Consider the following 15765-nt stretch of genomic DNA (forward strand, 5'->3'; position numbering starts at 1 on the left):
TTTATCTTTCCTCCCCTTTATTTTTATAATTTTCTTTAGCCTTTTCTTTTACTTTTTGTTTGTACTGACCCTTTCTTTCCTCTTGCTCTTGAAATTTTTTCAGTTGTGCAATTACACTTGGTTTATCTCCCCTCTTAATTGCCTTGTCTATCTCTATAGATAAATCTATTCCATACTCGTCACCCACAATCTTTACTGCATATTTGATATGATCTATCTGCTTAAATTCGTCTTGAACTTTAGCTTTATCTTCAGTTAAGTCTTGTATCTCTTTTTCAAGGCTTGATATTTCTTTCTGCCAATCACTCGACTTTATAGCTGATGTTCCAGTAGATTTTTCTATACTCTTTCTTGCTTTTTTGTAGTTTTCAATTTCATCTTTATGTGAATTGTAAAATTTATCTTTAAGAAAAGTTTTATCTTTATATTCCTGATATACCGCCTTATTTTCTTTGATGATGTCTGCACAAATAAAGCAACGATTTAACTCCTTTATTCTTTGGGTTTTGCTTTGAATATCTTCACTTATCTTTTTACTTTGCTTTGCCAGTTCAAAAACTTTTTCTTGTAGGTCTGCTATGGTTTGAAGATGATTATCTTTTAGATAGTAGATTGCTTTTACAAATCTCTTTAGGTCTGCATTTCCCTTTTTTATCTGTCCATAGTAGGATAGATTTTTTGTTTTTTCTCCCTGTATTTCGTTGTAGATAGAAATATATTCATAAAGGTTAAAGAGTTCTGCTTTGTTCTCCAGTTCATCTTTCTTGGTCTGTTTATACCCATCGTATTTTGCTTGCAGATTTCCAAGTAAAGAGTCTATCCAAGAAGTGATTTCTTTTATCTTGTTCTTGATAGCTTTTACTAAAGAGTTATGTTTTTTTATTTCTCTGTTGATGTTTCCTTTGTCGGTTTCGATTCCTTTTTTCTCTAAGGCACTTGCACTTGCTCCTAAATGTATGGTTGGGATTTCTTCTATCCCTTGTCTTTTGTAGGAGCGATGATCCACTCTCTTTTCCTGATGATTTTTTTCTAAATACTGATTACAAAGGCTTGCAAAATTCTCTCGCCATTTCTCTGCATTTCCTTTATCGTTCCAATCCGTCAGTTCTATTTTCCTTGTTTTGTAGTTTCCACTTTTTAGTTTTATCTTTTCTCCGTTTTCATCAAGAACATATTCTTTTTTGCTTTTTGCCTGCCACTCTCCTTTTTCATTGATTGGTCTAAGGGTAGTCATAATATGTGCATGGATATTATTATTTTCTTCATCACTTTCATCATGAATGGCAAGATCTGCTATCATTCCTTTTGATACAAAATTTTCTTGTATGAAGTCGGTAATGAGTTTCTTGTTTTCTTCAAAGGATAATTCTTTTGGTAGAGCAATAATAAAGTTTCTTGCAAGCTGTGCGTTACTTGCTTTCTCATTTAGTTCAACGCTATTCCATAAAGTAGTTCTATCTTTTAATGCTATGGGAACATTCTCCGGCAAGAAGATTTCTGAATGTAAAAGTCCTTTTTTATTATGATAGTCATGAACTTCTCCGTCCCATTCATTTTTGATTTTCTCACAAGAGATATATGCTGCACTTGCAACTGCTGATTTACTCTTACCTCTGCTTATCATGGAAATATTAAAGTGAAATGTTTCTGCCATCGGTATAAGCTCCTTTCATTTTTTGTTTATTTTTCATATAAAGAAAAAAACAGACAGGTTATTTTTTGTATCTTTTCCTATCTGCTTTATCCGTATATTTTTATTAAGTTTTGTGTGTTTAAAGACTTGCTAAAATCCCTTAGTTTACTAAGGGCGCAATTATACACCCTAAAGAGTGCTTTGCGTTCTGCGAAGCTTTTTGCCCTTGCAGGGAGCTTCTGAAAAAACTAAAGTTTTTTTATGCTGTTCACTCAATATCTGTTTCATCTTCCATATCTTTTCCATTTATCATTTCTTCATAGGCTTGTCTGTATTCTTCTGTGTGAGTAGAGATATTTAACAGTTTTTCTATCTCCTCATTGGTAAATATTAGAGGATTTTTAATGACCCTTTCTACTATCAATCCCCTTTGTATGAGCCTGTGATTTCTTCTTTTTCGTTCCTTTTCATTTGCCAGTTTTTCTAATTTTTTGCCTTGATTTTGTAATTGTTTCAGCTTTACATCGCACTTTTCTCTTTCTTCCTGAAGTTCAGAAATTTGTTCCTGTACTTCCTGTAATGTTTTTTCTTTCTTCATTTTTAATTCCTCCGTTTTGGTATCTGCTTGTTTCCATAAAGAAAGGTTAAGCACCTTTTTTGACACTTAACCTTTCCAAGTTTTTAGATTTTATCTTCTAAAATCTTTCTCAGTTTTTCTAAAATCCTATCCCTCCTCCCACTGATTGCTTGATGTGTAACTTTCTCTCTTCTGCTGATTGACCTTAGACTTTCTTCTTTGTAGAAGATGGCTTCCATTAGTTCTCGTTCTTCTTTTGTAAGAGTATTTAATGCTTTATGAAGTTCTTCAATTCGCATTTTTACTTCTACAATTTTTTCTAAGTCTATCTTTTCATCTATGATGTTATCTACAAAGTGTCCATCATGATCCAGTGCCGAAAATGGTATTACATTATGCTTCCAATCTTTTCTTTGGAGATACTTTTCATGCTCTGTTATCTTCCAATAGGCTTTGTAGACTTCTTCACTTACAGGTACGGCTTTGCCTTTTACATAAAGGTAATATTCTTTCTTTGCCACTTAGTCATCCTCCTTTTTAAGTTCTCTGTTTTGGTTTTGAGAATAAAAAAGGAGGACTTCTACACTTTGGCGTAAAAAGTCCTCTCGGCTTAAAAACTAATGTTTTATATAATTTTCTATTTGGTCGTTTCTGGTAAAGTATTATTGCTATGTGTAAGCAATTCCAAGAATAAAAAAGGATAATTATATCGTTCTGTGAAAACCGAAACTATAAGTTTTGACATAATTATCCCTCCATTATTTTCCCTCCTAAGTAAATTTATTATTAAATCACTCCTGCTTTTTCAAAATGCTTTTTGAGTATCTTTGTTGCAACGAATGCTCCTATGCAAGCAAGAACAAATGTTATCAAGGCAAAGCCTACTGCCCATGAAACTTTGAAATAAGATAATGCTTCATTTATTTGTGCTTCACTCATTTTCCATTTTGATGCTCTTTCCACAAAAGAAGCTGTTCCGAATAAAATCACAGGAATTACTGTCCCTAAAAAATCCGCTAATGCAAATATCCCATATCCAATAATCATTCGTCCCTTGCTCTCATAATTTCCTATAATCAAATCACATATAATTCCACCGATTACAGCAAAGACTGCATGAGGCAAATGTCCTCCTGACAATGCAATTAAACCAAGAAGCGTTCCTGATATTGTAAATACGCCCTTCTTTTTAACTTTCAAAGCCATAAGGATATAAACGGTAGCAGCTACCATAAAGCTAACTCCTGAAGCAATAAATCCTCCAATCACTGTTGTTGCCATAGCAAATGCAACCGCCATGTATATGACAATTCCAATTGCATTAAAGATTCCGATTGTAATAAAATCACGACCATTTAATTTGTTTTTCATAAAAGTCCTCCTAATAAATTTTCTGTATTACTATCACAAGAGCAATCATCAAAGCTCCTAATAGTCCAATCAACAAATCCGTTGTTCTAAACCTCAATTTTGTTAATGTAACCCTGTTCTCATCACTATCAAGTCCTCTAATGAGTGCTGAAGCTGACAGTTCATCTGAAATCTTAATCATTCTCATTAAAAGCGGAACAAGCGTATATTCAATATATTTAATTGGATGTAGCAAGGGGAAAAATCTACTTGTTACGATTCCTCGAATCTTCATATTCTCTTTTAATGCCTTGAGTTCTATTTTTATAGTTGGTACAAACCTAAGCAAAACACTAAAAGGTATACCAATGCTTCTTGGTACTTTCATTCTATTTAATGCTTCAAGCATTTCACTTACACTTGTAGTCTTTGTTATATATCCACCAAACATAGCAATTAAGGTCATCCTTGATGCAAAGTAAATAAACATATATATTGCAAATACGATACTTGCTTCACAAAACTTTCCAAGCCATAACTCTATGCAGTATAAAATCACAAAAAACAAAATAAAGCGTAATGCTCTTTTCCACATACTGCTGTATACATACAGAAAAAAGGCAAAGAGAATCAGTCCGAAAAGTAGAATTGTATCGCTTATAAAAAAGCTCGTAAATCCAACAATTGGAAGTAGAGTAAGTTTTATTCTCGGATCGACTGTTTTTCTATCCATCAAGTTATCTACCTCCTCTCATCTTGTCCAATATGAGAATTTTATTACTTTCACTCATATTCAAAACACTTTCTATTTTTCCATCTCCCATTACCCAGAGCTTACTCACTGTGTTCGCTAAAAACTCAAAATCATGACTTATCACCAAAACTGTTGTTCCATTTTTTAATTGTTCTTCAATTAATTTTGCCACTGAAAGCATTGAGTCTTTATCACAACCTGATGTTGGTTCATCATAGATAAAAACTTTTGCCTGTTTCATCATTCCACAAGCTATTGTGAGTCTTTGTTTTTCTCCTCTTGATAAAGCAAACGGATGCTTATCAATGTATTTATCTAAGCCAAGTACATTCAAAATAGACTTTGCCTTTTGAGTATTTTCTTTTTTATCTTTACTTGAAATACCAAGCAGCATTTCATCAAGTACACTTTCCGAAAACAACTGATAGTCTGAATCTTGAAAGACAAAATATGACATATCCATTAAATCTTTATGATTAAGCGAATTATCTTTCCCCGTCCATATCTTCCCCTCTTTTATCTTCTCAAGTCCTGAAATCACTCTTGCAAAGGTAGTTTTTCCGGTACCATTTAAGCCGATAAGACCAATGGCTATTCCGCACTCCATATTAAAATCAAGATGATTTAAAATGTACTGTTTTTGCTTCTTTCCATCCTTAGCTACATTCGGATAGCAAAATCTCAAGCCTTTTCCGTTTATACTTTCATCATTTAATTGATATGAGTCTTTCTTCTCACTTATCCTATATTCTTCTAATTCAAGAGTTCTTAGTCCATTCTCATCCCAAAACTCCCCTTCAAGATGAATAACTTCTTCCCGACTCAAGTCCAGTGCAATTTCTCCATCTTTCACCAAAAGAAAACGGTCAAATAAAGATTTTACATAGTACAAACGATGTTCAATTAGAACAACTGTTGTTCCTTTTTTCTTTAATTTTTCCAAAATTAAAAATAGGTCAAATGTTGCTTTCATATCCAAATTTGCTGAAGGTTCATCTAAAATTAAAACTTTCGGATTCATCGCATAGATACTTGCAATAGCTATCTTTTGTTTCTGTCCGCTTGATAATTCAAAAACAGATTTTCCTTTCAGTTCCTCAATATCCAGTTCTGCATATACTTCTTCTACTCTCTGTTTTATTTCATCTCTTGATTTGCAAATGGTTTGAAGCCCAAAAGCTATTTCTTCATCTGTCGTTGTCGTAAAAAATTGACTTCTTGGATCTTGAAATACAGTCCCTACAATATGCCCTATTTCATGAAGCGATAATTTGCTTATATCTTTTCCGGACGCAAAGGCTTCCCCTTTCATTTTGCCTTTGTAATAATGTGGAATAAGACCATTCATCACACTTCCAAGAGTACTTTTACCACTTCCACTTTTCCCTGAAATTAAAACAAATTCACCTTTTCTAATTTCAAGATTGACATTTTTTAAAGCAGTTCGTCCATCTTCCCATTCATAATAAACATTTTTTAGCAAAATCATGGTTATACCTCATACTGAGCTTTCCATAATTTTGTGTAGTAACCATTTTTTGCAAGAAGTTCGCCATGCTTTCCTTTTTCAAGTAAATTTCCTTTTTGAAATACGAGAATTTGGTCAGCTTTTTGAATTGTTTTTAAATGATGAGCCACTACAAGTACAGTTCTATTCTTTGCAAGTTCTGTAATAGCATCCTGTATCAAAGATTCGTTTACAGGATCAACATTACTTGTCATTTCATCAAGAATTAAAATCGGTGCATCTTTTAGAAAAGCTCTTGCAATAGATATTCTTTGTCTTTGTCCACCTGATAAAATTCCTCCATTTTCGCCAATATCAGTTTCATAACCTTTTGGTAAGCTCATAATGAAATCATGTATCCTTGCCTTCTTTGCAGCTTTAATGATTTCCTCTTTTGTAGCTCCTTTTTTACCTACTCTAATATTTTCTTCAATCGTGTTATCGAATAGTTGAACATTTTGCATGACAATACTGATACGATCCAAAAGCTCATCATAAGGAATATCCCTTATATCAGTTCCTCCGAGTGTAATTTTCCCTTTATGCACATCATAAAATCTTAGAAGTAAGTTTGTTATAGTAGTCTTTCCACTACCTGATTCTCCAACTAAGGCTGTCATTGTTTTTTCAGCAATAGAAAAACTCAATTTTTCCATTTTAAATTCATCTTTTTCATAGGAAAAATCTATGTTTTCAAAAGCTATATCATTATCTTTCGGAACAATTCCATTCACTTTATCCGGGATTACATCTGCATATAAAATTCTTGAAAGTCTTTCGTAACTATCTACCGCCGAAACATAGTACATATAGTGTTGTTCCATAGAAGCGAACGGCTTATAAAACTCTTTTGAAATTACCGCAAAGATAATAAAATTAAGCACATCGAGATTTCCCTTTATAACAAGTATTGCTCCTGCAATTAAAAGAACTAAATATCCAATATCCAGTAAAAAACCAAATATAGATAACTGTTTTGCCTTGAATCTTGAAGCTGCTTTACTTGTTTCTCCGAACTTTTTCGTTTTGTTCATAAGCTCATTATCTAAGCTCTTATTGTTTGAAAAACTCTTTAGTACAGGTATTCCTCTAACATATTCAACAAATAAGCTAACCATATCAAGAAGTGCTGAGTTGTTCTGATTTTCTATTTTTTCAGATTGCTTAATTGTCAGATATAGAAAGATAAGTGCAATCGGAACAGATACAGCCATAATAATAGCAAGTTTGAAATCAATACTTGCAAGACCAACAAATACGACTGCACCTATCAAAAAATCACCAAACATTCTTGACCACATGTGTCCTACAACAAGGGACATATTATCAACATCTTTGTGTAAAATTGTATTGATCTCGCCCAGTCTTTCGTTGGTATAAAATCCTAAGCTGAATTTTTTTAATTTGATAATCATGCGTTCTCTTATTTGCTGAACAATATCAAAACCTGCACTATGCTTTTTCATATCTGCAACCATATTACAAATACCTTTGAACACTACAAGTAATCCAATCGCAATAAAATATTTATATAGACTTGCTAAGCTCGTTCCATCGAATATTTGGAACAGTATAGAAAATACGATCACAATCATAGCTATGGAGCTTAGTCCATAAAGGGCAAAGAATACACTCGATATAATCAAATCTCTCTTGCCAGTTTTTGTAAGTAGTTTTAACATTTCTCTAAACATTTTCTGTTACCACCTCTTTCAAATTCCATCTATCTACCTTGTTCTGTGCTTCAACCATATCCTTATAAAAATCACATCTTTTCATCAGCTCTTCATGGCTTCCTGCATCAAGAACAAGGCCTTTATCCATAACAATAATTTGATCTGAATCTCTAATCGTATTTAGATGATGAGCAATTGTAATGATGGTTTTATCCTTGCTTAAATCGTCAATTGCTTCGCCGATAAGTCTTTCATTTTCACTATCAACAGCCGCCATTGCTTCATCTAATATTAAAATCGGTGCATTTTTCAGTATCATTCTTGCTATAGAGATTCTTTGTTTTTCTCCACCGGATAACTTAACTCCCATTTCACCTACTCGTGTTTCATATCCATTTGGCAATGCTGAAATAAAATTATGGCATCTTGCTTTTTTAGCAGCTTCTATGACTTCTTCTTTTGTTGCATTTAGTTTTCCAATTGCTATATTTTCAAAAATACTTAAGTCAAAAAGGATAACTTCTTGTTGCACACTACCAATCAGCATTGAGATATTTTCTTGACTATATTCTTTTATATCTTTTCCATTTATCAGTATTTGTCCTTCATCTGCATCCCAAAATCCCATAAGCAAATTAGATACCGTACTCTTTCCACAACCGCTTGCTCCTACAAAGGCGTTCAAACTATTTTTCTTAAAATTCAAATTGATATTTTTAAGCTCAAAGCTATCTTTTCCGTATGCAAAATTCACATCTTTAAATTCTATGTTTCCAAATTCTAAACCTTGTTCTGTCTTTTTGTTTGGAAGTGGAACTGTTAATACTTTCCCTATCGCCTTTAACGCTTCCTTAAACACAATAGAAAAATGTTGCAATGTAGCTGTCTTACTTATAGAAGCAGTAAAAGCAGACGATAAAATAATGGCAAGGATAAAATTAGGCGTTGTAATATTTCCATGATAAAGAAATATGCTTCCCAAAATCATGACAATAACCACTCCAATTTCCATAAATATGTCAATGAGTCCCATTGGAATTGTAACCATCCCCATGCTCTTTTTAACCCAGTAAATATATTCTCTTGCCGTTTTTAATGTTCTTTCACTAATTTCCTCTTCTTTAGCAAAAGCCTTAATCACAGAAATATTTTTTACATATTCCATTAGCTCTTCTCTCATTCTGTTTTCATGATTGAAGTAAATCGCAAAGTTTTTATCCATTGTTTTCTGTGAAAGAACTTTTACCAAATACATGAGTGGAACTCCGGCAATCATCCCAAGAGCAAGACGCCAATCCACAAAAATCATAGCTACAAAAATAATGGTAGGCAGAAGTGTAACTGACATTATTTCAGGGAGACCATGAGCAAGATATACTTCCACTTGTTCTACATCATGTTGGACAATGTTGGTAAGCTCTCCTGTATTATGTTCTTTAAAGAATCCCAAACTTAGTTTTTTCAGATGACCGATAATATCTAACCTAAGTTCTGTTAATTTTTCGTATGCTTTCTCATGGGCAACCTTTGTTGCAAAATAATAAAACATTCCTTTTAATACAAACGATATAAAGATTCCCAAAAATATATACTTTAAATTACCTTCGTTAATATTGTTTGTAATTAAAGAACTAATCAAATATACGAGTAAGATTTGTGGTATCAAATCAAATACTATTTTTAAAGCAAGAAGTGAATTGGATAAACCGTTTTTCCCAATCACTTTTTTTCTTAATTCTTTTTCCGGCATGAACAACTCTCCTTTCAAAATTGAATAATATTGAATTTTAATTCAGTATTATGGTTTAAAGTAAGACTTTGCTGATTACGCAAAGTCTATTTTTTATGCTGATTATAGGGATTCCACTCCCTTGTAATAACACCTTGCAATAAGTTTTAGCATATCTTTTGCCCACTTTTCACTTTGATAATGCCTTGCTATTTCAAGAAGTCCCTCTGTAAAGTTACTGGCTAAAATATGGGCAAGCATTGGATCATATTCCTGTTTCGATTGTCTTTTTAAACTTACTTCAATATGAACCTGCATTTGTGATATGAGTTTTTGTTTTGCTTCTGTATGCTTTGTACCTGAGCTTTTATCCATTAAAATAATTAACTTCTTACGATCTTTTAAAAGTTCATGAATATAATTTTCTCCAACCTCATCAAACCTTTCAGAAGCAGAACCTTTTTCCAAAGATTCTTCCTCATTAAAAGCTGACTCGAAGTTTATATAAACAGAACTTACTACTGCATCAAACAAAACTTCCTTATTTTTGAAATAGGTATAAATGAGTGCCACAGGAATATCTGCTTCTTTTGCAATTTCTGTTAATTTGGCACCTCTATAATCCTTTTTATAAAATACTTTTTCTGCTGCTTCGAGTATTCTATTTCTAACTTCTTCTTTTAACACTTGTGCCATAGCACACCTCTTTCTATTACAATACTGAATATATATTTAATAATAAATCAAAATTCAATATTTGTCAAGATAGGTTTAAATATTTGTTTTTATATACTCACTCACCGGTATCCCCACTCTTTTCAAAACCTTTATTTTCTCCTGTTTCTTCTGTTCTCTCCTTGCCTTATATTTATCTTCATACTCTTTCTGTTTTCCGCTTGCTTTTCGTTTCAGGTAATTTTGATGTAGCTTGTCTTTTCTTTTCTTTATTTTTCTTTCTTCTTCCTCAAGTTTTTGTTTTTCTTCATCACTTAACTCCGCCTGTGGCAGTTCATAATTGCCTATGAAATTAAAGTAAATTTCTATCTTTTGCTTTGATGTCTGACTTCCTTTTCTATCTCTTTCATGTACGACAATCTTTTCTACAAACTCATTTATCATTGTGGTTGTAAGTTCATCAAAGTTTTCATAACGACTGATAAGAGATATAAATTTTTTAGCTCTGTCTGTTTCTTTTTCATATCTTGATACCTGCTGCTCCAAATCCTTAATTTCTTTACTTAAAGTTATCTGCTCCGTTTCATATTGGTTATTTAGTATTTCATATCTGCTATTTGGTATTTTGTTAAGGATCATATCTTCATAGATACGACACATCAGTCTTTCTAATTCCTGTAATCTTCCTTTGCTGTCAATAAGCCTTGTGCGTTTCTTTTCTATCTCTATTTTTTCCTTTTCTTCCATTTCATTTTGAATGGAACGGATAAAGGCTTCATTATCTTCATTAAGGTATTTTTTAATATCTTTTAGTGTTTCCCTAATAAGGTTTAAGACTGCTTCTGCTTTTATTCTGTGTGCTGATGGACAAAGTGTGCCGCAAGGGGTTTTGGTATAGGCACTGCAAGTGTAATAGGGAATATTCTTATAGTTGCTTGTTCTATGAACATACATCTTGCTCCCACAATCTGCACAATACATCAGTCCTGTGAGTGGGTGATATTCGCCCCAACCGTCAGGATACCTTTTTACATTTCCTCTTATCCTTTGCACATTATCAAAGGTTTCTTGGTCTATGATTGGCTCGTGTGTATTTTCAAAAATAAGCCAGTTATCCTCGGATACATATTTGCTTTTTTTGTCCTTGAAGTGCTTTCTTGTTTTGAAATTGACTGTATGTCCTAAGTATTCCTGTTTCTTTAAAATGCTTGCTATGGTTGAGCTGCACCAACGATAGGGATGTTCAAAGTTTTTGCTTTGATATAGTCCATAACCTAATTTCTGTTGATGATAGGCGGGTATATCTACTTTTTCACTCTCCAATATCTTTGCTATTCGATACGGACCATTGCCTTGCATGGTCATATTGAATATTCGTCTTACTACTTCGGCTGCTTTTTCATCTACTATCCACTTATTTTTATCTTTTTCATCTTTGATATAGCCATAAGGCGGTGTGCTTGCCGTATGTTTCCCACTTTCGCCTTTTGACCTGAAAGTCGATTGTATTTTTCTTGATGTATCTCTTGCATACCATTCATTCATGATATTTCTAAATGGAGTAAAATCATCTTCTCTGTAAAAACTATCTACATTATCATTGATAGCGATTAGTCTTACGCCCTTTTGTCTTAGTATCTCCATACATTGACCGACTTTGAGATAATCTCTGCCAAGTCTGCTCATATCTTTTACAATGATACAACCAATATTTCCTTGATTGACTCCGTTCATCATTGCCATAAATCCCGGTCTGTCAAACTGTGTTCCGCTGATTCCGTCATCTGTAAAGTGAATAATGTTTGACAGGTTATTTTTGCTTGCGTATTCTTCCAATATTTTTTTCTGATTGATGATAGAGTTACTTTCTCCTTGCAGTTCATCATCACGACTTAATCTTTCATAGAGTGCTGTTATCTTTTCAAAATTCCTCATTTTTACCCCCTTTCTCTTAATTTTTCAATAAAAAAAGAATTAAGAAGTACATATTTCACTAAAATAGTGATTAAGTGTTCTCCTTAATTCTATTACTCCAGCTGCAAGCTTATATTTCTTATATTGCTTAACCGCAAAATGAGTAGGGTCTTTCTTTTCAAGAGCTTCAAAGAGCCTATCAATTGGGTTCATATAGGTTTCGTCATCTTCTCTAACCTCACTTGCGTCAATCATATCCAAAAGTGTCTTAAAGTTCTTTTCTTCTTCTGGTGCTTCATAATAGATATAACCGATGAGGGCAGTGTAATATAACTTTTCAGCCTTTACCCAAAAATCTTCTCCTGCCTTTTCTCCATCTCCCTTGGTGTTAGCAATAATTGTTTGGACAAGCTTTAAAATATCTTTTTCACTTCTCAAATATGCAAATGGATTGTATTTCATAGATTTTTTAAAGTTTATTGTGTTTAATATCTTTATGTCATATCCATTTTCATAAAGCATTTTTCCACACTCTAACACAAGTGTGCCTTTAGGGTCTGTTACTACATAGGAAGAGTGCATTTGCATTAGATTGGGCTTTACATAAAATCTTGTCTTACCTGATCCAGAACCACCTATTACTAATACATTTTTATTTCTAGCATATTTAGGGTCTTTAGGTCTTGAGTTCATTGTAAGTCTTTCAGTATTAGTTATTAGTACATTATTTTCAAACTTAGGGTCAATATATGGAGCAATATCCTTGCTTTCTCCCCATCTTGCAGATCCATATTCCTTACCTTGCCTATATTTCTTTTTATTTTTTCCTTTGCCATAAACAATTAACCTAACAAGAGTAGCAACTGAAATACCTACTAACAAGTCCCTTGGATTAAGGCTTGGTATATAAGATAAAGTTCCTATATCAGAAATTCCCACCATTATTCTATCAATAATATCTCCTCCTACATAAGAATTGATGTGCTTAGAAATGATATTTCCAATGTAGAAAAATGATAAATAAGGAATGTTTGATAATATAAATTTCTTTGGGTTGTCTATTTTAATTAGGTTTTTAATATCAGAAAGAATGGCTTCTAATATCTTATTCATCGTAGAAACCTTCACTATCTAATAAAATTAGTAGATAGTGTCTTCCCTTTGGTGTTATAAATGTTTGTATTCCTACAAGTGTACCTAGTGGATCAACCCATTCTTTTACTTCAAAATATCCCTTGTTCTTTTCTGCATAAGGTAAGAGTTTCTTTTTCTTATCTCTATAAATTAATCCCTTATCCATTAAAAAACTTATAAATTGATTTTGTGGTATTCCTAACTCTATGGCAGTATTTCTAAAGTTTGTAAGTAGGTTATAATCTACTAATTTGTCATAATAATCTGCCTTTGGTCTTAATTCTTCAATCTCTTCTTCTCTTTCGGCAATAATTCTATTGGCTACTAGAATTGCATCTGCAAGTAGATCTTCATTAGTTTTCTTTTCTTGCCCCGCTATATATCCTCCATTTTTTCTAATACTCGGTAAGACTTCTCTCGTTACCCAAGCTTTGAATATTTTTGCTTGTGGTAGTTTTGATGAAAGGATAAGTGAATACAATCCTGATTCGTTAATTATTGAAATATTCTGTATACCTCCAGGGGTGTTCCATTTCGTTACACCCTTATCTTCCTCATCTACATGGTCATAAACAGCTTTCCTCGGATTGACATATCCTAACATAGTTGCTACTTCATTAGCTATAAAGAAAAACTCACCGTCTTTTTCTATAACAGTGAGTTTCCCAAAATTCTTATTTTCAAATGTTTTTAAATTACTTATCATAAGCTTTGCTCCTTATGCTTATTTTTAACTTTATCTTTGCTGATGGTGTCTTTAGCCATATCTTTAAACTTATTTATTGTCTTCGTTATTGAATCTTTTCTATCGGCCTTTCTTTCAGAAGCCTTAACTGCTTTTTTAAAGGCGTGTTCCATTACCTTTATATCCTTAGATTGAAAAAACACAGAGTGGTTACCAGTTTCCTTATCTTTCATAACAGAAAACTTCACTCCGTGTTTATTTAAAATCTTCTTTAGTTCTTTTAACTCAGGATCTTTTAGATTAATTTCTTCTAACTGTCCCTTTTTAACCATATCCTTTAGCCTTACTTCTTCTCCGTTATTTTTTATTACATTTTTCAAGCCTCCTTGTTCTTCTATTTGCTTGTGTACTTTCTTTAAGGCATCAAGAACTGCTTTACTTGTTGCTTTTGCAAGTCTTACTTCAAGATTAAGACTTGACCTTGATACTTCTTCATTAATCATCTATTCCACCTCCATATAAAAGTAACTCTTTGTATTTTCTTAACTTCTCCTGATGGATTTTTCTTCTAAAATCTTCTCCTGTAACTTTAACTGGTATTGTCATTTCAAGTATTCTTGAATATATCCTCTGATACTCAAGGTCAATATTAGGATTTTGAATAATTTCCAATGATAAGTTTGTAGTAAAAATTGTCGGCCTACCCTTTAAGTATCTTGAGTTTATAATGTTATATACTTGTTCTCTTGCATAAGATGTATCTCTTTCAATTCCAAGGTCATCTAATATTAATAAAGGAATATTAGATAGGTTATCTATAATTTCATTTGAATCTAGCTTAAATGCTGATTTTTGTATTTGATTTATAACCTGAGATAAATTCATAATTTTAACTCTAACTTGTTTTCGTTCGATTAGTTCATTTGCAATTGAACAAGCAAGATAAGTCTTTCCACTACCAACATCTCCATAAAATAAAAGTCCAACATTGTCTTCCTTCATTTGTTCAAAGCTTTTGGCGTAATTGTAAGCAACTTTATAAGCTTGACCTTTTTCATTTAAGTATTTCTCAAAATAATATTGGTGTTGAATAGGCGATGAGAAGCAATCTCTTTTTAGCGACGATATTCTCATTAATCTTTCTCTTTCTTCGTTTTCCTTATCTCTCTTTATTTCACATTCACATTTAATTCTTGGAATAAACTTTGTAAATCCAAGGTCAAGTAATTCTCCATCGACTCTTTTACCACATACCTTGCAATAGATATGTCCATTTCTTTCAATATCATTTTCTCTTAATACAAAATTTTTTAAGTTTTTCATAAACTCTCTCCTACATCGTAATTCATTTTTCTTGTTGAATTGTCATTAATATTTTTTGCCTGATCATTAAGATACCAATTAATTATCGTTGCCTTGTGATCTTGATAAACTCTGTTATTTGCTTTCATATAAGACGAGAGCCTATCAATGTATTCACTAATTCTGCTTCCTAACTCATTTGTTAAGTCCTTATATTCTTCATCAGTCAAAAATATATTTTTATATATTCCATAAGGCTTTTGCCCTTTATTAAAATCATTCTTTCTTAACTCATTATTACTAATATTGTTATAGTTACCTTCCGATTTTCGAAAATCTTGACTTTCGATAATCGAATCTCTTGAATTTCGATTATCGAAAGTCTGGAATTTTGTTTTTCGAACTTCTTGATTTTTTAATTCCATATTATTAAATATGCTCATAAAGTCTTTAACATAAATTCTGTTAGGCTTTCCAAGTCCTTGTCTTTTCTTTTCAATCAATCCTATTCCTGATTTAATATCAAGTTCAGCTATTAATTTATTTGCTTTTTCACTTGCACAATTAAATTGATCTTTTATACTTTCAATTGTGTAGTAAATAAAGACTTTTCCATCTTCATCTATCCAGCCGTTTTTATATGAAAGACCCATTCGATTAAGCATATATGAATACAAAACTTTAGCTTCAATAGAAATGCTCTCAAAAACTTCATCTTCCATTAATACCATAGGTAACCTAATGAAGTTATACATCTCAGATTGCCTATTATAAAAATAATCAAAATTCATCTTTACCTCCTTTCTGTGAAATAAAAAAAGACGACAGA

General features: G+C 32.3%; 14 protein-coding genes and 1 pseudogene. All 15 read right to left on the minus strand.

The window, feature by feature from the left end; translation table 11 throughout:
• Nucleotide 1: 1 nt before the first annotated feature.
• Nucleotides 2-1654, minus strand: coding sequence for a MobQ family relaxase (gene mobQ / locus HMPREF1864_RS00410; RefSeq protein ID WP_062570878.1), 1653 nt, complete (start codon nucleotides 1652-1654; stop codon nucleotides 2-4).
• Nucleotides 1655-1901: 247 nt separating this feature from the next.
• Nucleotides 1902-2231, minus strand: coding sequence for a DUF3847 domain-containing protein (locus tag HMPREF1864_RS00415; protein WP_009346081.1), 330 nt, complete (start codon nucleotides 2229-2231; stop codon nucleotides 1902-1904).
• A gap of 83 nt (nucleotides 2232-2314) precedes the next feature.
• Nucleotides 2315-2731 carry a sigma-70 RNA polymerase sigma factor region 4 domain-containing protein gene (locus HMPREF1864_RS00420; RefSeq protein WP_001074477.1) on the minus strand — a complete coding sequence of 139 codons (417 nt, stop codon included), beginning with the start codon at nucleotides 2729-2731 and terminating at the stop codon, nucleotides 2315-2317.
• Between the two features lie 265 nt (nucleotides 2732-2996).
• Nucleotides 2997-3581 carry an MptD family putative ECF transporter S component gene (locus HMPREF1864_RS00425; RefSeq protein WP_000791747.1) on the minus strand — a complete coding sequence of 195 codons (585 nt, stop codon included), beginning with the start codon at nucleotides 3579-3581 and terminating at the stop codon, nucleotides 2997-2999.
• 10 nt (nucleotides 3582-3591) lie between these two features.
• Nucleotides 3592-4296, minus strand: a complete 705-nt coding sequence (locus tag HMPREF1864_RS00430) for an energy-coupling factor transporter transmembrane component T (protein WP_025194627.1) — start codon at nucleotides 4294-4296, stop codon at nucleotides 3592-3594.
• A gap of 1 nt (nucleotide 4297) precedes the next feature.
• Entirely contained in the window at nucleotides 4298-5803 is a 1506-nt protein-coding gene (locus HMPREF1864_RS00435) for an ABC transporter ATP-binding protein (protein WP_000601969.1), read from the minus strand.
• Nucleotides 5804-5805: 2 nt separating this feature from the next.
• Nucleotides 5806-7515 (minus strand): ABC transporter ATP-binding protein, encoded by a 1710-nt coding sequence (locus tag HMPREF1864_RS00440; RefSeq protein ID WP_000488165.1) that lies wholly within the window; start codon nucleotides 7513-7515, stop codon nucleotides 5806-5808.
• Nucleotides 7508-9247 (minus strand): ABC transporter ATP-binding protein, encoded by a 1740-nt coding sequence (locus HMPREF1864_RS00445; protein ID WP_062570879.1) that lies wholly within the window; start codon nucleotides 9245-9247, stop codon nucleotides 7508-7510. The genes HMPREF1864_RS00440 and HMPREF1864_RS00445 overlap by 8 nt, the downstream gene beginning before the upstream one ends.
• A gap of 102 nt (nucleotides 9248-9349) precedes the next feature.
• Nucleotides 9350-9922: a TetR/AcrR family transcriptional regulator gene (locus HMPREF1864_RS00450; protein WP_000079886.1), complete on the minus strand. Its 573-nt coding sequence runs from the start codon at nucleotides 9920-9922 to the stop codon at nucleotides 9350-9352.
• A 75-nt stretch (nucleotides 9923-9997) separates the two neighbouring features.
• A complete protein-coding gene (locus tag HMPREF1864_RS00455) occupies nucleotides 9998-11836 on the minus strand; it encodes a recombinase family protein (RefSeq protein WP_062570880.1) in 1839 nt (612 codons plus the stop codon).
• A 96-nt stretch (nucleotides 11837-11932) separates the two neighbouring features.
• Nucleotides 11933-12928, minus strand: a pseudogene (locus HMPREF1864_RS00460) (type IV secretory system conjugative DNA transfer family protein); the annotation flags it as partial.
• Entirely contained in the window at nucleotides 12921-13655 is a 735-nt protein-coding gene (locus HMPREF1864_RS00465; protein WP_062570881.1) for a BRO family protein, read from the minus strand. The pseudogene HMPREF1864_RS00460 and the gene HMPREF1864_RS00465, both read right to left, overlap by 8 nt.
• Nucleotides 13652-14137 carry a PcfB family protein gene (locus tag HMPREF1864_RS00470; RefSeq protein ID WP_062570882.1) on the minus strand — a complete coding sequence of 162 codons (486 nt, stop codon included), beginning with the start codon at nucleotides 14135-14137 and terminating at the stop codon, nucleotides 13652-13654. The genes HMPREF1864_RS00465 and HMPREF1864_RS00470 overlap by 4 nt, the downstream gene beginning before the upstream one ends.
• Nucleotides 14130-14957 (minus strand): ATP-binding protein, encoded by an 828-nt coding sequence (locus HMPREF1864_RS00475; RefSeq protein ID WP_062570883.1) that lies wholly within the window; start codon nucleotides 14955-14957, stop codon nucleotides 14130-14132. The genes HMPREF1864_RS00470 and HMPREF1864_RS00475 overlap by 8 nt, the downstream gene beginning before the upstream one ends.
• The gene (locus HMPREF1864_RS00480; protein ID WP_062570884.1) at nucleotides 14954-15727 is read right to left on the minus strand and encodes a replication initiator protein A; all 774 of its coding nucleotides are present in this window, start codon (nucleotides 15725-15727) and stop codon (nucleotides 14954-14956) included. The genes HMPREF1864_RS00475 and HMPREF1864_RS00480 overlap by 4 nt, the downstream gene beginning before the upstream one ends.
• Nucleotides 15728-15765: the final 38 nt, after the last annotated feature.

It is taken from the genome of Peptoniphilus sp. DNF00840, assembly GCF_001553125.1.
In the GTDB taxonomy this organism is placed as follows: domain Bacteria; phylum Bacillota; class Clostridia; order Tissierellales; family Peptoniphilaceae; genus Peptoniphilus_A; species Peptoniphilus_A vaginalis.